The following is an 18,023-nucleotide window of genomic DNA, read 5'->3' as shown; positions in this document are numbered from 1 at the left end:
GTAACCCTTTCGCGGTACCGACACCTGCGAATGCCCGGTAGAATCAGGGGTTGCATGGGTGGTTGTCAGGCATTGGAAACGGTGCCACCCGCTACAGCGGCCCAAGCCGGCCACCACGCACCAGGGCGAGATGCCTTGCCCATGGGCACGGAGGATCCCGCCTCGTGCACCCAGCCTCAGGGGCGGCGGGTTGTCGGGATGACACCCAGGCCCGCCCTTTGTGCGTCGCTGGGTTGCGATCCTTCTCGATACGCCCACCCACGTCCGCCAACTCGGATCATGCTGATCTCGTGGTCATTGAGGCGTTCGCTTGCATCGCCACCGTCGCATCCGCCGCAGCCGCCTGCGTTGCGCTCTGGATCAGCGAAAAGGCGACCCAAGCCGCGGAGGCATCGACTGAAGCCGCCAAAACCGTGGCCCGAATCGAGGCCGCACGCCGCCATGAGGAGCTGGCGCCTCGATACGAGATCAAGCACGCGCCCGCCGACATGCCTTATTGGCTGGAGCTTCATAACCTCACCTGGCGGCGCTATGTGGTGAGAACTACAACGGTGTTCACCGACGGCAAGCAAGCCCGGCCCGAGGAGGTCGAGATGCCGCCACAGGGCTTCGGCACCGTGATTCGACCGTCGACAGGTCGTCGTGGGGCGCGGGCAGTCGAACGTGGACTCGATCCCGACATAAAGGATGTCCGCCTCACGCTTGAGTTCAAGTTGGCGGATGGCGAGGACCCATGCGAATGTGGCCGTTCTCCCGACTTCGGCCATTGGCACGACATGAGTCGCCAAATTCCCAGGCGGACCCGGGTTCACTCGCGGCGTGTTCGGCGCCGGTGACTGCCAACTACTCGCATCCTCCGGCGAGGTAGTCGCGGACTTCGGGCGTCCAATGCCACCACTGTGACGTTTGGACGGTTACGCCGTCGGCGTGGAGTTGGCGGACGACTTCGGGGTGCAAGGGGTCGTCGTCGCGGTGGCGTTGGGCGAGTTCGCGTTCTTGGTCGGTGAGTCCGGCCCACCACTCGTCTACGTCGAACTCGGCCATGATCCAGACGGTACGCCGGATGGACCGGTTAGGTGGCCGGAGCCCAGAAGCCTCCCATGTCGGTATCGCCCGCCTCGGCGCACAGGAACCCGTGAACCTCGCTTGCCCACTCCCACCTCGACGTCGGTTCGTTGCCGGAGCCCGAACCGGTCATGACGCCGTGGCGATTAAGTCGCTCGATGACGATGTTGGGTAGCGGATTGGCGTGCCGCCAGTGCAGTGCCAGGTCGCGGTCCTGCTGGCTGAGCCCGGCCCACCACTTGTTCACATCGAATGCGGCCATGATCCGAATCTACGGCGTGGGCCGACCCTTCCGGGCGGCTTTCCGACCAGGCTTTGGGCCGGGCTTCTTCACTGGCGGCTTGAACCGCTCCAGGCTCTTCAGCATCGCCGCTGGGTTGCCGACGACCAGGGCGAGGCAGGCGATGAGGAACTGGTTCATCGTCCAGCCGTGCTCCGCAAGTGTGCGCTGAGCCTCCTTGCGCAGCTCGGGATCGGGGCGGGCGAGCACACCGGACCGGGTTTCGTGCCGGTCCGGACTCTTCCGCTCGTCTGTCACTCGATCAGTCTCTCATCTGGTTAACCAAACTGTCGTCCGCCGTCGTAGAATCTGGTTAACCAGATTGTGTAGACCACTGGAGGTACCTATGCCCGAGACGATGACGATCGCGCCCGAGAGGCCGCGCGGGCGAAGGGCTGTCGGATGAGCGACCTGCACCCGACGCCTACCCGGCTCGCCCTCCTCGCGGACGTCCGCGCCGGCCGGGTATTCCGGGACACGGTGGGCTACTCCTACATCGACGGCGGCACACGGGTTACGGCGCGTGTCGCGGAAATGGCCGCCGCAGGCTGGGCCGAGCTACACGACACCGGTCAGCACCGGTCGTTCCAGTTGCCACGCTGGCGCCTGACGGACGTCGGCCGGGAGGTGCTGGAGCAGCACGAGCTGCGGCGCGCGCTGGCGGCCGCCGGCTTCGACCCGCTCCCGATGCCGGGCACCGTGTGGCAGGACATGCACGCGGTGTCGTGGCTGCCGGGCGGCCACCGCCGGCTCGTCAAAGTCACCTCCGTCGGCAACACAGTGACGGGCTGGCAGGTGCGGGTGACCGCAAACAACGACGTGCCGCCCAACGCCCATCCGAACTGGCCCGGGGGCGCCGCCGGGCTCATCTACGTCAAGCACCTGCTCGCCGACTACCAGCTCGTGGAGGGCTGACCTATGGGCGTGACCTACGACCGGCCCGTCGAGGCGACGCTGATCGTCCGGCTCGCGAACGGCGACGAGTGGAAGGCTCGCGAGGAGGACCTGGCCAAGTTCGACCTGGTGCGGCGCCTCGACGCATACGCTGCGTTCGACGACCACCTGAGCAAAATCCTGCACGAGGCCGGCCTCATCCAGCGCGAACTCACCGAGGCCCAGCTCAACCCGTTGCGCTACCTCGTCGAGTTGGCGATCTGCCACCCCGACCTGCTGACCCATCGCGACGTCGCGGCGGTCAACGCGGAGGTCGTGGAGATCGAGCGGACGCTGGAGCGACTCGCCGCCGAGCGCGGCGGAAGCGAGGGCTGACACATGGCCAAGAACGCGGTGGCGATCATCCCGCCCGGGATCACCCTCGACGACGCCCTCGCCGCGATGCGGGGCATGGCATCCGCCTACCCGGAGCACACCCTGTCGCTCGGGAACGACCCAGAGCGCGGCGGCATGGTCATCTGGCACGACGCGACCGCCGCACCGGCCGTCGAGCGGCAGGCCCAGGCTCGCGGCGAGGTAGCCCTCGGTGTGGACGAGCCGGGCGACCTGCTTGCCCATGCGTTCCTTGCCGCCAGCGAGCAGGACGACGACGCGATTAAGGCGATGTGCGCCGGGATGATCGCGATCCTGGAGAACTCCGGCGGCCCTGGAAACTACGTCACCTACACGCTGGAGCACGACGAGCTCGGCCGGTACGCGGTCACCGTGCAGCGGTGCGGTGGGAAGACGCCAGCCGAGCGGATCGCCGAGCTGGAGGAGCGGCTCGTGGCGGCCACCGCCGCCCCAATGAACGGAGAGGGCCGATGACGGTGGCCGACCTGCCCACCCATCAAAGCGTGCCGGCTGGCCTGGCCAGCGTCACCCGGCTGCGCCAGCTGCGCCGCCAGCCTGCACCCCGGCAGAAGCCGGTCGCGCGTTTGCTGTACCACGGCAACAAGCACGCCGACCTGTACCGGATCGACGACGCAGAACTGCTGCCGCCGCTCAACGCCCGCCAGCGCGCCGCGGTCGTCGCCCAGGAGGACGCCCACCTGTGTGGCGAGTGCGGGCGGTACGACATCGACGCACTTCCGGCACTCCCGAGCGGTGGCCGGCGGTGCGTGCCGTGTGGCCGGATCCGCCGCATCCTGCAACTGCTTGAGGCCCGACCGGGCTGGCGGGACCACGCGCGGCAGTGGGCGGAACACGTCCTGGCGGACCCCACCGCCGTGCTGTTCAAGGTCCGAACCGTCGCAGTCCGCCAACCGCCGACGATGACGCGGAAGCGGGAGGCGGTGGTGGACGTCGCGATCCTGCCGATCTCCGGCATCGGCGAGGCCGACTATCTGCTTCACCCGCAGGAGGCACCGACCCGTAAGCGGGACCTGCCGCCCGCGGGCCGACCGATCGTCGAGGTCGCCGCCGAGATCACCGACCGGCTCGTCGGCCGGCGGCTGGTGGCATGGCAGGAGAGCGAGGCCTGGCACCTGGCGACTGACCTGCGGGACGCCGCCACCGGCTACGGCAAGGGCCGCACGGACACGATCTGGTCGCAGCCCGGCAGCAGCCACCAACTGCTGCGGGTGCCGGAGCATCGGACACTGCGCAAGCAGTACAGCGACTGGGTTGGCCAGATCGCCCCGAACAGCTCCGACCATGCCGCCGTTCAACAGCCGGTGATGCCGGGCCAGCCGATCGACCAGGTCCACTGGATGCTGCGGGTGCTGAGGCGCATGGCCGAGGCGGCGGTCTGACCGTGCAGACGCCAGGGCTGGCCATCGCCGACAACCTCACGCTGCCGATCGAGGCGGTCGTCGAGACCTTTGCGATCTTGGCGAAGCGCGGCGCCGGCAAGACGTTCACCGCCTCGGTGATGGTCGAGGAGATGGTCGCCACCGGGCAGCCCGTCTGTGTCATCGACCCGGTCGGGGTTTGGTTCGGCCTCCGCTCGTCCGCCGACGGCGAAGGCCCCGGCCTGCCGGTCGTCATCTTCGGCGGAGACCACGCTGACCTGCCTCTGCCGGCAGACGCTGGCGCGGCCATCGCCGACCTCATCATCGGCGAACGGATCCCTGCGGTCCTCGACCTGTCTCACCTGTCCAAGACCAAGGGCAGGAAACTCGTCTGCGACTTCATGGAGCGCCTGTACTTCCGCAACCGGAACCCGCTGCACCTGGTGGTCGACGAGGCGGACCTGTTCGCCCCGCAGCGCGGAGGCGCCGACACTGCCCGCCTGGTCGGCGCCTACGAGGACATCGTCCGCCGCGGCCGCGCCCGCGGCCTCGGGTGTACATCGATCACACAGCGCCCAGCGTCGCTGCACAAAGACATCCTCACCCAGTCCGAGGTGCTGATCGCACTGCGGATGACCGGCGTCCGCGACGTAGCGGCCATCAACGAGTGGGTGAACCTACACGCCGAGGAAGGCGAAGCCGCGAAGGTGCGCGACTCCCTCGCGTCGCTGCCGGTGGGAACGGCGTGGGTGTGGTCGCCGGGGTGGCTCGGCGTTCTGAAGAAGATCCAGGTGCGCCGGCGGTGGACGTTCGACTCGTCGGCGACTCCGAAGCCCGGCCAGATCGTCGTCCCGCCGCGCGTGCTCGCCGATGTGGACCTGGACGACCTCCGGAAACGTCTCGCCGAACCGGCTCCAACAGCCGACCGCCAGACGGACACGGCAGAGGTCGCGCGCCTGCGCGGCGAGGTGGCAACGCTGCGAGCCGAGCTCGAAACCGTCCGCGCCGAGGTCCGCACCGTCGAGGTGCCCGCGCTCAGCTTGGACGACCACGTTCGCCTGGCCGAGGCGCTACGAACGTTGACGGCCGCGATGGAGCCGATCGCCGCGGTCGTTTCCCGGCCCGCGCCGGTCCGGACAGAGCCTTTGCCCCGCGCTGCGCCCACACCGATTGCCGCTCCACCAGCCTCGCCCGCGCGTCCGGTGAAGGCAGCAACCGTCGCTAGTGGCCCGCAGGAGGCGAAGCTTGGCCGCGCCGAACGCGCCATCCTGACCGTCCTCGCCCAGCACCCGGCCGGCCGCACCCGCGTCCAGTTGGCCCTGCTGACCGGGTACAGCGTGAAGTCGTCGTCGCTCTCGAACGCCCTCGGGACACTCCGCTCGCAGGGCTTGGTGACGAAGGGCGGCGAGCCGATCCAGGCCACCGACGCAGGCCTTAACGCAGCCACCGACTTCCACGACTTCGAGGCGCTGCCGACCGGGCAGGCACTGTACGAGGTGTGGGCTGGCCGGCTCGGCAAGGCCGAACGCGCGGTCCTCGACGTGCTCGTCGCTGCGTGGCCGGAAGCCCTGCCCCGCGATGAGGTCGCCGCCCGGACCGGCTACTCGGCTAGCTCCTCGTCGCTGTCGAACGCCCTCGGCCGGCTGCGGTCCCTCGACCTGATCGCCGGCTGGGCCGCGTCCAACGAATTCATGGAGGCCATCCAGTGAGGGCCCTCCCTGTGTGGCTGCTCGACATCGACGGGGTCATCAACGCCGCGACGAAGCAGCCGGACCGGAACGTGTGGCCTCTCGTCGACTGGGTCGCCGGCCGGGCGCGGGACGGTGGGCGGTCGTGGCCGATCCTCGCCGCGAAGCCGGTGGCCGAGTTCATCCGTCAGGTGCACGCACGGGGCAGGGCGGAGATCCGCTGGCACACCACGTGGCAGCAGTGGGCACGCTCCCTCGAAGAGCTGCTGGATCTGCCGTCGTTCCCGGTGGCGGAGGCTCCGGAATGGCACCTGTTCCTGCGGGCGGAAACCGAGCAGTGGTGGAAGATCGGCGCCGCCCTGCGCGTCGTTGAGGAGGAGCGGCGGCCGCTGCTGTGGACCGACGATGACGCCTCCGACGTGTGGAGCCTGCCGAACGCCGTCCGGACCCGGATCACCTCCGCCCAGCCGACGCTGATCGTCGCGCCGTCACCGCAGACCGGGTTGTGTCGCCGGCATCTGCGGCAGATCGACGAGTTCCTGACCGAGTGCGCTCTGACAGCGCCTGCAGTGGAGGTTTCTGATGGCACGCCGTGAGCCGATGGTCGGCGACGAGGTCCTCGTGCGCGGCACCGTGGTCCGCTACATCGACGGCGTCGGCGCCTTGGTCGAGCTGTTCTCCAAGACCGACCAATACCAGGCGTGGGTGCGCGAAGACGACATCGCCGACGTCGTGCTGACCGAGGTGCCCGACGAGCCCGGCGACGGGACCTGGCTGGCCGGAACCGAGCCGGGCGGCACCAACGTCCGCGTCTTCCGCCGCGACGACGCCGAAGGCCACAACGACCCAGACCGGCGCTACCACCGCCGCTGGTGGGATGTGCACGCCGAGCAGTGGCTCGACTGGCCCGGCGCTGTGAAGCGCGGAGCCGACCCGACCCGCGTGCTGACCACAAACGAGGAGACCCGTTGACCGCCCTGCCCCGTGCCGTGCTCTTCGATATCGACGGCACGCTCGCCCTCCGCGGCGACGGCCCAGACGTGCGTTCGCCATTCGACTGGGACCGCGTCGGCGAAGACCTGCCGAACACCGCGGTAATCGAGTTGGGCCGCCTGGTCGCCGAGTCCGGCCGCTACAAGCTGATCGTAATGTCGGGCCGTGACGAGGTGTGCCGGTGGCAGACGGAGATGTGGCTCGCCGCGCAGGGCGTCCAGTTTGACGAACTGCACATGCGGGCCCACAAGGACAACCGGCCCGACACGGTCGTGAAGAAGGAACTGTACGAGGCGCACGTCGACGGCCGATATGAGGTGGCCTTCGTGGTCGACGACCGCGAGGGTGTCGTACAGCAGTGGCGTCAGATGGGGTTGACCTGCTTCCAGGTCGCCGAAGGGAGGTTCTGATCATGCATGTACTCCTGTCGGGCATCGTGGGGAGCACCGCCTACGGGCTCGCGGGCCCCGACTCCGACGTGGACCGGATCGGGATCTTCGCCGCCCCGACGGTCGCGTTCCATGGCCTGAACCCGCCGATGGGCAAGCAGGCCACCGTGGTCCACCACGAGCCGGGCGACTCCACGTTCCACGAGGCGCTCAAAGCCTGCACGCTCATGATGGGCGGAAACCCAACCCTCTCGGAGATCCTTTGGTTGGAGTCGTACGAGATCCGCACCGCGCTGGGCGACGACCTCGTTGACATCCGAATGGCGTTCACATCAGCGAAGCGCTGCCGGGACGCCTACTTCGGGTACGCCGTCTCCCAGTTGAAGCGGCTGCTGGAGACCGGGCAGTTCCAGTCGAAGATGCGCAAGCGCCAGGCCAAACACGGACGCCACCTGCTCCGCCTCCTCGATCAGGGATACGCGCTCTACACGACCGGTCACCTGCCGATCCGTGTCGAGGATCCGCAGCGCTACCTCGACTTCGGTGAGCGCGTCGCCACTGACCCGGACTTGGCGCGGGCCGCGCTCGCGGAGGCCGAGGCGAAGTTCGACGCCGCCACCTCCCCGCTGCCCGCCGAGCCAGACAAGGCCACCATCGAGGCGTGGCTGCTGAGCGTCCGGCGCGCGTTCCTGGCCTCGACGTGACCGGCTTCGAGGGCGCATCCACAGCCGCTCTCCGCACGATCCGTAGCAACCTACTCGACGGCCTCGACGCTGTGGCCGGGCATCTCGCCGCCGGCACGTTCGACACCTGTGGCCCGAGGGGCGCCGCGCCGCCGTCGCAGTCCGGGCGCCTGACGCTGGCTCTGTTAGCGGGCGTCACGGCCGAGCTGGCCGATCGAGAGCGGGAGTCGTGGCACGTCCGCCAGGGACTGGCCGAAACGCCTGCGGCCTGACCTGCCAAACGCCCATGATCAGGGCATGGCCGAGGTGGTCGACATCCCGCTCGAGGACGGGCAGCCCCGGGCTCAGAGGTGACCGTGGAGTTGGACGACGACGGCCTGCCGCCGGCCGGCGTCGACGTGGCCGGGCAACACTTCGAGCTCGAACCAGTCGCCGGGTCAGGTCCGCCGTGGGTGTACCGGCGGGCCTAGCCGATGGCCGACTGGAACGCCGTCACGCTGTCGTCCTCACCGGTCCGACGTTCGACCACCGCGCGGACGATGTCCCGCCACGGGCCGTCGGGTATCTCGGTGAGGCTCTCCAGGGTGGGGAGGTCGGTCAACACATCGTCATCATTTGGGGACACTCTGTCCATGTCACGAGAGTAGCGCCGGCTGTTGCGGCAGCGCTCACGCTAGTCGGCGGTGAACGTCGGCGACGGCGGCGGGCTTGCCGGGACGTCGGTTGGGGTCGGCTCCGGTGACGGTGTGGGCGACTGCGGAGGCGCGGCGGGGCTGCCGGTCGGCGCGGGCCGGGTGCGGGTGGTGTGGCGCGGCTTCGGACGCTCCGCGGGCGGCGGTGTCCACCTCGACCGGTCGGGTGTCGGCGACACGGTCACAGCGGGTGCGCGGCCGAGCTGCCCAGTCCCGGAGGGCGCCGGCGTGACCGCGGACGCGGGCGGCACCGGGTCGGCCTGCGCCAGGGCGTAGCCGGTCGCGACGGCGACGATGAGAGAGCCGGAGCAGGCGAGAAGGGCAGCAAATGCCCGGCGGTACGTCCGCCAACAAATCTGGATCATGGTGGGAGATCCCCAGGGTTGTGCCGTTGTGCTGCACAAACCCTACCCACCGCGCGCGTCCAAGCTCTGCCGCCCCGGCGGGCGTTCCCACTGCAGGGAATCAGGCCGGGCGCCCAAAATTGGGCCGGACGTCCGGCTGTCCGGCCATGATCGAACGGGGTCGTAGCCTCCCTGCGTGATCGTCCCCGGCCAGCCACCCGTCACCGGGTACAAAGAGCTGGCTGCCCTCATTCGCCGCCAGATCCAGGACGGCACCCTCGGCCCTGGTCAGCGGCTACCGTCTGAGGTGGCCCTCCGACAGACGTACGACCTGTCGCGGTGGACGGTGCGGCAGGCGATGGCCGTGCTGCGCGCCCGCGGGCTCGTCGACTTCGTGAGGGGCTGGGGGATGGTGGTGAGGGAGCGTCCGCCGCTGGAGGCGTATTACGCGCCGCCGGGCTCGGTCATCCAGGTGCGGCCGCCGGAGGAGTCGGATGTCGCGCAGTGGGGGCGGGTCCCGGAGGGCGTTCACATGATCGTGGTGATTCCGCCGGAGGGCGCGGAGGACGATCTGCCGCACGCGTTGCCGGGTGACCGGTTCGAGGTGCACACCACTTCCGAGTGAGGTTCTGTCCGGTTTCGCGTATGCCGATGAGACAGGCTCACGGAAGCCCTGGGCCGTATGGGTGACCTGGGTCACAGGAGATCGTTGACCAAGGTAAACGATCGAGGGAGCGCCCCCATGCCCCCAGACCACCCCGCCCACCAACCAGCCCTCGACCAACCCCCAGCCGGCCAGGAAAAACGTGCAGTGATCGTCATCGCTGACGGCACCGGAATGTCCGCCGCCCTCGACAAAACCCGCGACCACGTCCAACGCACACCCGGCCTGATCGCAGTCGAAGTCGAGCACGACAGCCACGCCGGCGACGGCTTCGCCAATGCTGTTGAGCGGCACAAACGCGGCGAGGTCGACGCCGTCCTGCTCCCCTCGCCGGAGCATCTGCCGCCGTGGATCGTCTTCGTCGAGGGCGGACCCCGCCGGAAACGCTGACGATCACGATCGATCTGTCGGCTTCCCGCGCACATCCTGACTGGCCACTCAGTGTGTTTCCGCTGGCCAAACGGATGATCGACACCTTGGTGCAGCCACCCGAACGGCCCACACCGGGAAAGAACGTTTGTCGATCGCGATCAACTCACCGTTACGGCAACGTTGCGGCACGCGTCGCCGAAGGGGATTCGGCGACCTACCCACGACCGTCAACCCAGTTGGGGGACAAAAGTGACCCACCGCCGACCCTCACCGGCAACCATCCTCAACCCCACCCCCGCCCATCCGGCGCACCACAAGTGCGTCCACACAGGTGGCCGGCCATGAACAGCCCAGCCACAGCCCCAACCACAGCGACCGTTGAACCCGCCGAAGACCCGCGCGACCGCCGCCGGCGCGCCGCCGCCACCATCTGCGCCCTTCTCGGCGGACTCGGCGTCGGCGTCGTCATCGGCGCCGCCAACCGCGAGAACGTCGGCGACAACGCCGTCATCATCGCCATCAACGCCGCCTCGATCCTGCTCCTTTGGACGCTGATCACCCTGTCGACCAGCGCGGCGGTCAAGCAGCTCATCGAAACGATCCTGGCCAAGTTCAGAGCCATCGTCGCGGACTCTCAAACCTGGTGCCTGCAGGTGCTTCGGGACGCCGTCCGCGAGGAGATCAAGGAGCAGATCGCCGAACCAACCCGCGAGGTCGCCGGCCGCATGGGCAGAATCCAGGACCGGCTCGGGGTGCGCCCGGACGACGACCCAGATGCCACCAAGCCGATCGTCTACCAGCTACCGCCGCCACAGCACACGATCGGGGTTGCCCCGGTGCACGGCAGCGCGCGCATGGACGCCGCGGTGGACCGAGCCATGGACCGGTTCACCGCGCACGTCGATGGGCTGATCCGAAAGTTTGACGAGCACGTCGACGGCTGCCTGGCAGACGTCGAGAAACTGGCGGAAACCCAGCCTGCCCTGAACGGTCGCGGCACCGTGGTCGGCTGGCCGCTCAAACCGCGGCCGTAGCGCGCGGGCGTGGCCTGGTCGGTGGTGGGCGGAGGACCCACCGACCGGGCCACAGCGCTTTTCACCCCCATGGGCGACCCGACGCGCCGGAACGGTGGAAGATCCACCGATTACGCAGCGTGCGTGATAGTCGTATGTGATCGCCTTCACACCCGGGTCGGGGCCGCAGCCGCCCGAGGCGGACACCGCAGGAAAAGACTGTCCAAGGAGGCCCCCATGACGGTGTCGGACACACCGACCACGACCATCGCCCCACGCCACCACCGCAGCTGGTGGAACCACTGGTACAGCCTCACAGTCGTCCTCGGGGCGGGCTGGGTGGTGTGGGCGTTCGGCGTTGCCTGGCTGTCCGATGGGGACACCAGCGTGTTACCCCGCTACCTCAACTCGATCATGCTCACCGGGTTGGGCTGCGGCACCGTCATCACGTTCGTCGCCGCGAGTAACCAGAACCGCCGCGAACGCGACACCGAATGGCAGATGCTCGTCCTGGCTGCGATCGACGACCTGCGCCAGCAACGCGACGCCAGCGAACCCACCCTCGACGTCGTCGCCCCACCCCACCGGCCGCAGCCCAACGTCCTGTACGCCTCCGTCGCCGCCGTCCACGACGGACAGGTCGACGCGATCGCAGGCGCCCTCGGCCGCTGCGCCGGCGACCTCCTCGCCCGGTTCCGGGACGAGGCGGCGACCGTCGTGCGGGAGTTCGACGCTCGGCTCGACGGCCGGCTGAGCGACGTGCAGGCGCTGCTGGACACCGAGCGGGAGCTCGCGGCCGTCGGCTCGCGCAGCGGCTCCGTAACCCCGCTCCAACCACGCGGCCGGCAGTAGCGCAGCAGGTCAACGAGGGCTCGGCGGGCGTCTGCGACGGCGTCCATCGGGCCCTCTTTCACGCCTGGCCGGCGTGTCGATGTGCCCCGCATGTGCCCCACTGCAACCAAGTCCCGGCGAGGATCATGCGTTTGTGCTGGTGGGCCGCCGGGGACTCGAACCCCGAACCTAAGGATTAAAAGTCCTCAGCTCTGCCAATTGAGCTAGCGGCCCGCGATCAACCAGGTTACCGGAGGCGGGCCCCACCCCCGCAGGGGTGGAGCCTCCACCTTCTTGCGTGCCGCCGACCTAGGGCACCAGCCGGGCGCCCAGCGCCTTGGCTGCCACCACCAAGCCGCCCGTGGCCAGGACTATGTCCTTGAAGACGTACTGGGCTTCCAGCGTGGGCGTGCCGGGAAACATGTCGCCGAAGAAGAGGACCAGCGGGGACATGATGCCGACCAGGGAGGCGGCCAGGACCAGCAGGCCGGCGCGGAGAAACCGGCCGCTGACCAGGGTGAGCCCGATGAAGCACTCCGCCACCGCGGTCATCAGCACCGCCCAGCGGCCGGAGACGATGCCCAGGGACAGGGTGTCGAGGGTGCGGGCGACAAGGTCCTCGGCCGGGCTGGCGCCTGGGAAGAACTTCAGGGCGCCGAAGCCGAGGAAGACCATGCCCAAGCTGACGCGGAGCAGGTCGATGCTGTGTTTGGCCAACCACCTCGTGAGGCGTGCGCGGGCCTCGACGAGGGACATCGGAGGGGTCGTGACAGTCATGGCCTGCTCCCGTTCGTTTGGCTGTTCTTCGATGTGTTCAGACTCGCGGGAACAGGGCCTTGGGGCGTCCGTCGAGTGCGGGCAATGGGGGTACGGCGGCCTGCGTAGCCCGTCCTGCCGGGCGTACGTCCGGCGGCGGCGCAGAATACGTCCGTGAACAGCCGTCTGGTGGGCCGCGACCGGGAGCTGGCCGAGCTGTCGCGGCTGCGGGCGGCGGCGGACGGTGGGCGGGGCGCGTTCGTGTTGCTGCACGGCGAGGCCGGGATCGGAAAGTCGGCGCTGGCCGCGCGGGTGACCGAGGGTGCGGCGGCGGCCGGTGTGCCGGTGCTGGCCGGGCGGGCGGTGGCCGACGAGGGGGCGCCGGCGTTCTGGCCGTGGCTGCGGGTGCTGGAGCAGGGTCGGTACCTCGGGCTCTCGCCCGCGCTGCTGGAGGTGGGTGACGGGCCACCCGCGGCGGAGCGGTTTCTGGCGGTCGAGCGGGCGGTACGCGCGCTGCTCGCGGCCGCCGAGCCGGACGGGCTGGTGATCGCGCTCGACGACCTGCACTGGGCCGACGACGCTTCGCTGCGGCTGCTGCGCCACGCGTGCGGGGAGTTGGCCGGCGCGCGGGTGCTGGTGCTGGGTACCGCCCGCGAGGTGACCGCGCCGCTGGCCGCCCTGCCCGCGCACGCGCTGCCGCTCGGGCCACTGGCCGAGGCGGACGTGGCCGCGTGGCTGGCGGGTGCGCACGAGACCTGGCCGGCGTACGTGCACCGGGTCAGCGGCGGCAACCCGCTCTTCGTGCGCGAGCTGGCCCGGGTGCTGGCCCAGGAAGGTCGGCTCGCCGAGCCGGCGACGGAGCTGCCGGTACCGGCGCACGTGCGGGCGATGGCCGGGTACCGGCTGGAGCGGCTCAGCCCCGGCTGCCGCGCGCTGCTGGGCGCCGCGAGCGCGATGGGCGAGGAGTTCGACGTCTCGATCCTGGCCGAGGCGGCCGGCAGTGACGTGGGAGACCCACTCGCGGAGGCGATAGCGGCGGGCGTGATCGTCGACGATCCGGAGGTGCCGGGCCGGCTGCGGTTCGCCCACGCGCTGGTACGCCAGGCGCGGTACGACGAGCTGCCCCGCGCCGAGCGGATCGACTGGCACCGGCGGATCGCCGCCGCCCTGGACGCGAGCAAGGGAGCCCACGCGGGTGAGCTGGCGCGGCACCGGCTGCGGGCGGCGGTGGACGCGGCGAGTCGCCGTACCGCCATCGATGCCTGCCGGGCGGCGGCCGCGACCGCGGATCGGGCGCTCGCCTTCGCGGACGCCGCGCACTGGTACGCGCGGGCGGTGGACCTCGCCGACGGCGGCCTCGAACGCGCGGAGCTGCTGCTGGAACTCGCGGACGCCGCGTACGCGGACGGGCAGGTGACCGAGGCGCTCGCGCACTGCGCGGCCGCGGCGGACCTGGCGGAGGAGGCCGGCCGGACGTACCTTGTGGCGCGGGCGGCGCTTGTCGTGCGCGGCATCGACGGCCCGCCGAACGAGACAATCGCCGCGCTGTGCGGCCGGGCGCGGGCGCTGATCGGCGACGAGGAGAGCGCCACGCACGCCCGGGTGCTCGCGCAGCACGCGATGGCGCTCGCCGAGTACGGCCAGGTGGAGGCCGCCGACGCGCTCAGCCGGCGGGCCGGCGCGATGGCCGAGCGCAGTGGCGACCCGGCCGCGCTGGTCGACGCCGCGCACGCGCGGCACCGCCTCGCGTCGGCGCCGGAGGGCGTGACCGAGCGGCTCAAGCTCGGTTCCCTCCTGCGCGACCTCGGCGCCGTGCCCGGCCGTCCGGAGGCGCCGCTGTGGGGGCAGCTGTGGCGGATCGACGCCGCCTTCCAGGTCAGCGGGCTGGCGGCGGTCGACGCGGAGATCGCCGCGCTCGCCGGGCTTGTCGACCGGCTCGGCTGGCCGCTGGCCCGCTGGCACCTGCTGCGCACCAAGGCCACGCGAGCGATAGCGGCCGGCGACTTTCCCGAGGCGGAGCGCCTCGCCCGCGCTTCGCTGGAGGTCGCCGAAGCGCTTCAGGACCCGACCGCGCCGGGCCTGTTCTACGCGTTCATCGTCGACGTGCTCCGGCAGACCGGGCGGTTCGGGGAGTACGAGCCGGGCGTGAGCGAGTTCGGCCGCCTCCCGGTTCCGATCGTGATGGCGGTGCACGGCGTCTACTGCCTCGCGGCGGGCGACACGGAACAGGCCCGGGCGCACCTCGACCGGCTGCGGATCCTGCTGCCCGACCTGCCGATGGACACCCGCTGGCTGCCAACGGTCGGGCTGGTCGCGGAGGTGGCGGCAGGGCTCGGCGACGTGGAGGTCGCCGAGGCGTGCTACCAGGCGCTTCTGCCGTACGCCGGCTATTACATCGCCGCGACCAACGGATACCTCGGCTCGGTCGCCGGGGTCCTCGGCCGGCTCGCCGCGACGCGCGGTGACCGGGGCGCGGCCGTGCGGCACCTGACCGAGGCCGAGGCGTTGGAGCAGCGGTCCGGCGCACCCGGCGCGCTGGCCGGGGTCCGCCTCGACCTCGCCCGCGCGCTGGTGGCGCGGGACGGGCCCGGCGACCGCCCGCGCGGCGCGGAGCTGGCCGAGCAGTGCGCGCACACCGCCCGCCGCCTCGGCATGGCGCCGCTGCTGGCAGCCTCGACCGCGCTCATCGCCGAGCTGGCCGGCACCGGGGCGTACCCGCCGCGCTCACCCGCCGCGAGCGCGAGATCGCCCGCCTCGTCGCCGACGGCCTCGCCAACCGGGCCATCGCGGAGAAGCTCGTGCTCTCCGAGCGGACCGTCGAGACGCACGTGCGCAACCTGCTCACCAAGCTCGGGCTGAGCAACCGTACGCAGGTGGCGGCGTGGGCACTCAAGCACGGACTACGTACCTGATGTACGTGCCTCCACTGATTTCACCGGGCGGCGAAAGGCGCACCGTGTGGACATGTACGCACGACTGCAGACCACACGAGACGTCCCGAGCGGCCCGGACACCGAGGCCCTCCGGACACAGGTGACAGAAATGATCGCAGGGCACCCCGGCTTCGCCGGCATGTTCCTGATGGAGCAGCTCGGCATCGGCTGGGGCGCGATGGTGACGTTGTGGCAGACCAGGCAGGACGCCGTGCTCGCCTCGGAGCGGTCCGCGGCGGCACGCGGTCCGCGGCCGGTCACGCTTCACAGCGACGATGTGTACGAGGTGGAGGAGGACTGGCCCGGCGTCGCTGCCGGCGAGCGACCGGAGGCGGCCACGGTCATCTACTTCGACGGCCCGCTCAGCGCGGCACGGCTCGAAGCGGCCCGGTGGTCCAGCCGGGAGCGGATCCTGCCGGCCACCCGCGACCTGCCCGGCCGGGTGCGCACGCTCGTGCTCTTCGACCCGGACGAGGCGAAGGCCGCCATCGTCACGCTGGCGACCAGCATGCCCGCGCTGGAGGCGATCGGTCAGGCGGTCATGTCGACCGAGCTGCTGCCCGGCGAGGACCCGGCGCTGCTCACCGGCCCGGACCGCTTCGAGATCTGCCGGGTGGTCGGCTACGCGGCCGAGCGCCTGCCCACCGCGTGACAGAGGGACGCGATCAGCGTGCGTCGGCCCGCGGCTCGATGCCGAGGCTGGCGCACGCTTCGCGGTACATCCGGGCGGCCTCGGCCCGCACCTGGCGCCGCTCGGTGAGCCGCTGGGTGAACGGGACCCGCACCGGCAGCTCCGCACCGTCCACAGTGGCGAGAAAGTCCATGCCGTCGGCGTCCATGCCGGACATCGCGGCGGAGGTGGCGCCCGGCTGCCCGCCGAGGCCCTGCACGATCACCCGGCAGTCGTCGCCGTGGTCGCCATTCATGTGGCGCTGGATCGCCTCGATGACGTCCGGGGTGAACGGCGATGTCACGCGAACACCTTACCGAGGTCGTCGAGCATGGCCGTGTTGAGCCGGTACGCCAGCGACACCTCGTCCAGGAAGCGGTCCTGCTCCACCGCGTCCCACGGCGCCGTGTCGAGCAGGTGCCGGTAGTGCTGCTTGAACGCGTGCGGCTCAAGCCCGGGAAACTCGTAGAAGCGGGTGCCGGGGCCGTCCAGGCCGTACTCGCGCTGCAGGGCGCGGCGCATCAGCTGGCCGCCGGACAGGTCACCGAGGTACCGCGTGTAGTGGTGGGCCACGAAGCCGGCCGGCCAGGTGAACGCCACCTCGCGGAGCCGGGCCCGGTACTCGGACGTGGCCGCGCTCGCCGAGACGTGCGCCGGCCAGTCGGGTCCGACGAGGTAGGTGAGGTCAGCCACCAGCGCGGGGAGGCGGTCCAGCTCCTCGGCGACGAACGCACCCGCGACCGGGTCGCCGCGCATCTCGCCGGCGGCTTCCTCGAGGGTCTCGTACACGAAGAAGAGCTGAGCGGTGAGAGCCGTGTACCCGGCGCGGTCGAGGCGGCCGCTGAGCAGCGCGTCGAAGTAGGCCATGCCCTGCGCGGCGGCGTGGTCGGAGCGGGTGATCGCACGCACCCTCGACGCGAACCCCACGGGCACACCCCTTCGCCGGCCGGAGACTTAGGTAAGCCTAAGCTCCGGCCGGACACGAGTGATCCACTGAACGGATGATCCGCCGGATCAGGGCATCTGGTACCTGACCACGCTCTGGATCCAGGGCACGATGACGTCGATCCGCGCGGTCGTCTCGTCCAGGACGTGGGGGCAGCTCGGTCCGCTGCTGACGACGGCCACCACCTCCGGCCGCCCGTGGACGCGTTCGACGAAGAACGGACCACCCGAGTCGTACGGGCACGGGGTGGTGTCCCGCTGCGGCGCGTAGCCGGTCATCCCGAGGGTGGTGGCGTTGACGGTCGTGACCTGGAGGTGGCCGGTGCGCAGGCGGGTCGACGGCGTGGGGTTCTGGCTGGTGATCGAGCCGTAGCCGGTGAGCCGCAGCACGTCGCCGACCTTCGGGGCGACGCGGGGCAGCCACAGCGGCCGGATGTCGGTGATCTGCCGGTCGATCTTCGCCAGCGCCACGTCGTTGGTGGGGGATTGCCGTACCGCGATCACGGTGGCGACGTAGCCACCGGTGCCCGAGAGGTCGGTCCGGCCAACCGTCGCGGTGGTGAGGTCGGCAACCGGCCGCTCCACCCGTACCCCGTTGGCGTCGCGGAAGCAGTGCCCGGCGGTGAGGATCCACTCGGGCGAGATCAGCGAGCCCGAGCAGGCGCTGTTGCGGCGCCCGCCGTCCGCGGTCGGTATCCCGGTCATCGTCAGCTTGACCGAGAAGCGGTACTTGCCGATCGGCACCTCCTCGCCGTTGGCGATCGCGTTGGCTGGTGCGGCGTGCGCGGCGAGGGCCAGGGTGACCGCGCCGAGTACCGCCGTGAGCCTTCTAGTCCACATCGGCCGATCTAACCGCGAGAGTCCGGTCCGCGCAGCCCTGCGCACGCCGGTACGGGTCCGCGGAAGGGTGCGCGTTGCGGTATTGCGAAACAGGTTTGCGTTTTTGGGAACCACTCCACACCTGTATGTGCGTTTGTGTCTGACTCCCGTGTTTGACTCTTTCGGGAGGCTGCCTATCGATACGTGCAGAGCCTGCAAC

The 18,023-nt window shown here is 70.5% G+C and carries 26 protein-coding genes, 1 tRNA gene and 1 pseudogene; 19 read left to right on the top strand and 9 right to left on the bottom strand.

The features are described 5' to 3' along the window. Positions 1-290 precede the first annotated feature (290 nt). Complete coding sequence (locus Phou_RS17210) at positions 291-836, top strand: hypothetical protein (protein ID WP_173056956.1); 546 nt, start codon at positions 291-293, stop codon at positions 834-836. Positions 837-843: 7 nt separating this feature from the next. Here Phou_RS17210 and Phou_RS17205 read toward each other — a convergent pair whose 3' ends face one another. From Phou_RS17205 to Phou_RS17195, 3 genes are read right to left on the bottom strand one after another with little or no spacing between them, the layout of a single operon-like run. Further along, positions 844-1,044, bottom strand: a complete 201-nt coding sequence (locus Phou_RS17205) for a hypothetical protein (protein WP_173056955.1) — start codon at positions 1,042-1,044, stop codon at positions 844-846. Positions 1,045-1,072: 28 nt separating this feature from the next. Beyond that, positions 1,073-1,327 carry a hypothetical protein gene (locus Phou_RS17200; protein WP_173056954.1) on the bottom strand — a complete coding sequence of 85 codons (255 nt, stop codon included), beginning with the start codon at positions 1,325-1,327 and terminating at the stop codon, positions 1,073-1,075. A 9-nt stretch (positions 1,328-1,336) separates the two neighbouring features. After that, complete coding sequence (locus tag Phou_RS17195; RefSeq protein WP_173056953.1) at positions 1,337-1,603, bottom strand: hypothetical protein; 267 nt, start codon at positions 1,601-1,603, stop codon at positions 1,337-1,339. Between the two features lie 144 nt (positions 1,604-1,747). On the opposite strand from Phou_RS17195, the gene Phou_RS17190 reads away from it, so the two are divergent. The 10 genes from Phou_RS17190 to Phou_RS17145 are packed head-to-tail and all read left to right on the top strand — an operon-like array spanning position 1,748 to position 8,036. Then, on the top strand, positions 1,748-2,260 hold the full coding sequence (locus tag Phou_RS17190; protein ID WP_173056952.1) for a hypothetical protein: 513 nt from the start codon (positions 1,748-1,750) through the stop codon (positions 2,258-2,260). A gap of 9 nt (positions 2,261-2,269) precedes the next feature. Further along, complete coding sequence (locus Phou_RS17185) at positions 2,270-2,614, top strand: hypothetical protein (RefSeq protein WP_173056951.1); 345 nt, start codon at positions 2,270-2,272, stop codon at positions 2,612-2,614. 3 nt (positions 2,615-2,617) lie between these two features. Further along, on the top strand, positions 2,618-3,106 hold the full coding sequence (locus tag Phou_RS17180; protein ID WP_173056950.1) for a hypothetical protein: 489 nt from the start codon (positions 2,618-2,620) through the stop codon (positions 3,104-3,106). Continuing rightward, on the top strand, positions 3,103-4,032 hold the full coding sequence (locus Phou_RS17175; protein ID WP_173056949.1) for a hypothetical protein: 930 nt from the start codon (positions 3,103-3,105) through the stop codon (positions 4,030-4,032). The genes Phou_RS17180 and Phou_RS17175 overlap by 4 nt, the downstream gene beginning before the upstream one ends. A 2-nt stretch (positions 4,033-4,034) precedes the next feature. After that, positions 4,035-5,720 (top strand): ATP-binding protein, encoded by a 1,686-nt coding sequence (locus Phou_RS17170; RefSeq protein WP_173056948.1) that lies wholly within the window; start codon positions 4,035-4,037, stop codon positions 5,718-5,720. Next, positions 5,717-6,295 (top strand): hypothetical protein, encoded by a 579-nt coding sequence (locus tag Phou_RS17165; RefSeq protein WP_173056947.1) that lies wholly within the window; start codon positions 5,717-5,719, stop codon positions 6,293-6,295. The genes Phou_RS17170 and Phou_RS17165 overlap by 4 nt, the downstream gene beginning before the upstream one ends. Beyond that, the gene (locus tag Phou_RS17160) at positions 6,282-6,671 is read left to right on the top strand and encodes a hypothetical protein (RefSeq protein WP_173056946.1); all 390 of its coding nucleotides are present in this window, start codon (positions 6,282-6,284) and stop codon (positions 6,669-6,671) included. The genes Phou_RS17165 and Phou_RS17160 overlap by 14 nt, the downstream gene beginning before the upstream one ends. Further along, positions 6,668-7,102, top strand: a complete 435-nt coding sequence (locus Phou_RS17155; protein ID WP_173056945.1) for a phosphatase domain-containing protein — start codon at positions 6,668-6,670, stop codon at positions 7,100-7,102. The genes Phou_RS17160 and Phou_RS17155 overlap by 4 nt, the downstream gene beginning before the upstream one ends. 2 nt (positions 7,103-7,104) lie before the next feature. After that, positions 7,105-7,785, top strand: coding sequence for a nucleotidyltransferase domain-containing protein (locus Phou_RS17150; protein WP_173056944.1), 681 nt, complete (start codon positions 7,105-7,107; stop codon positions 7,783-7,785). Further along, positions 7,743-8,036, top strand: coding sequence for a hypothetical protein (locus tag Phou_RS17145; RefSeq protein WP_173056943.1), 294 nt, complete (start codon positions 7,743-7,745; stop codon positions 8,034-8,036). The genes Phou_RS17150 and Phou_RS17145 overlap by 43 nt, the downstream gene beginning before the upstream one ends. Before the next feature lie 194 nt (positions 8,037-8,230). On the opposite strand, the gene Phou_RS17140 is transcribed toward Phou_RS17145, so the two are convergent. Next, a complete protein-coding gene (locus tag Phou_RS17140; protein ID WP_173056942.1) occupies positions 8,231-8,398 on the bottom strand; it encodes a hypothetical protein in 168 nt (55 codons plus the stop codon). A gap of 49 nt (positions 8,399-8,447) precedes the next feature. Here Phou_RS17140 and Phou_RS17135 point away from each other — a divergent pair, with 49 nt between their 5' ends. From Phou_RS17135 to Phou_RS17115, 5 genes are all read left to right on the top strand, one after another. Beyond that, complete coding sequence (locus Phou_RS17135; RefSeq protein ID WP_173056941.1) at positions 8,448-8,732, top strand: hypothetical protein; 285 nt, start codon at positions 8,448-8,450, stop codon at positions 8,730-8,732. A gap of 264 nt (positions 8,733-8,996) precedes the next feature. Beyond that, positions 8,997-9,425 carry a winged helix-turn-helix domain-containing protein gene (locus Phou_RS17130; protein WP_173056940.1) on the top strand — a complete coding sequence of 143 codons (429 nt, stop codon included), beginning with the start codon at positions 8,997-8,999 and terminating at the stop codon, positions 9,423-9,425. Between the two features lie 84 nt (positions 9,426-9,509). Then, entirely contained in the window at positions 9,510-9,854 is a 345-nt protein-coding gene (locus tag Phou_RS17125; protein WP_173056939.1) for a hypothetical protein, read from the top strand. Between the two features lie 323 nt (positions 9,855-10,177). After that, positions 10,178-10,870, top strand: a complete 693-nt coding sequence (locus Phou_RS17120; protein WP_173056938.1) for a hypothetical protein — start codon at positions 10,178-10,180, stop codon at positions 10,868-10,870. Between the two features lie 216 nt (positions 10,871-11,086). Then, on the top strand, positions 11,087-11,701 hold the full coding sequence (locus tag Phou_RS17115; RefSeq protein WP_173056937.1) for a hypothetical protein: 615 nt from the start codon (positions 11,087-11,089) through the stop codon (positions 11,699-11,701). Between the two features lie 137 nt (positions 11,702-11,838). On the opposite strand, the gene Phou_RS17110 is transcribed toward Phou_RS17115, so the two are convergent. Next, positions 11,839-11,914: transfer RNA gene (locus Phou_RS17110), tRNA-Lys, on the bottom strand. A 75-nt stretch (positions 11,915-11,989) separates the two neighbouring features. Further along, positions 11,990-12,457 carry a DoxX family membrane protein gene (locus Phou_RS17105; protein WP_173056936.1) on the bottom strand — a complete coding sequence of 156 codons (468 nt, stop codon included), beginning with the start codon at positions 12,455-12,457 and terminating at the stop codon, positions 11,990-11,992. Between the two features lie 153 nt (positions 12,458-12,610). Here Phou_RS17105 and Phou_RS52710 point away from each other — a divergent pair. From Phou_RS52710 to Phou_RS17095, 3 genes and pseudogenes are all read left to right on the top strand, one after another. After that, a pseudogene (locus Phou_RS52710) lies at positions 12,611-13,063 on the top strand (ATP-binding protein); the annotation flags it as partial. A 1,997-nt stretch (positions 13,064-15,060) separates the two neighbouring features. Further along, complete coding sequence (locus Phou_RS17100) at positions 15,061-15,348, top strand: response regulator transcription factor (protein ID WP_173056935.1); 288 nt, start codon at positions 15,061-15,063, stop codon at positions 15,346-15,348. A gap of 130 nt (positions 15,349-15,478) precedes the next feature. Continuing rightward, positions 15,479-16,021, top strand: coding sequence for a hypothetical protein (locus Phou_RS17095; RefSeq protein ID WP_173056934.1), 543 nt, complete (start codon positions 15,479-15,481; stop codon positions 16,019-16,021). Between the two features lie 13 nt (positions 16,022-16,034). Here the strand turns inward: Phou_RS17095 and Phou_RS17090 are convergent, their stop codons facing one another. The 3 genes from Phou_RS17090 to Phou_RS17080 form a co-directional block, all read right to left on the bottom strand. Further along, complete coding sequence (locus tag Phou_RS17090; RefSeq protein ID WP_246273596.1) at positions 16,035-16,343, bottom strand: DUF2470 domain-containing protein; 309 nt, start codon at positions 16,341-16,343, stop codon at positions 16,035-16,037. Further along, on the bottom strand, positions 16,340-16,966 hold the full coding sequence (locus Phou_RS17085; RefSeq protein WP_173056933.1) for a biliverdin-producing heme oxygenase: 627 nt from the start codon (positions 16,964-16,966) through the stop codon (positions 16,340-16,342). Before Phou_RS17085 ends, Phou_RS17090 begins: the two co-directional genes overlap by 4 nt. A gap of 87 nt (positions 16,967-17,053) precedes the next feature. After that, positions 17,054-17,824 (bottom strand): S1 family peptidase, encoded by a 771-nt coding sequence (locus tag Phou_RS17080; protein ID WP_173056932.1) that lies wholly within the window; start codon positions 17,822-17,824, stop codon positions 17,054-17,056. Between the last annotated feature and the right edge of the window lie 199 nt (positions 17,825-18,023).

Origin of the sequence: Phytohabitans houttuyneae (assembly GCF_011764425.1) — a bacterium.
GTDB classification, from domain to species: Bacteria; Actinomycetota; Actinomycetes; order Mycobacteriales; family Micromonosporaceae; genus Phytohabitans; species Phytohabitans houttuyneae.
Note: the sequence above shows the minus strand (reverse complement) of the source record. Positions and strands in the feature narration are given on the sequence as shown.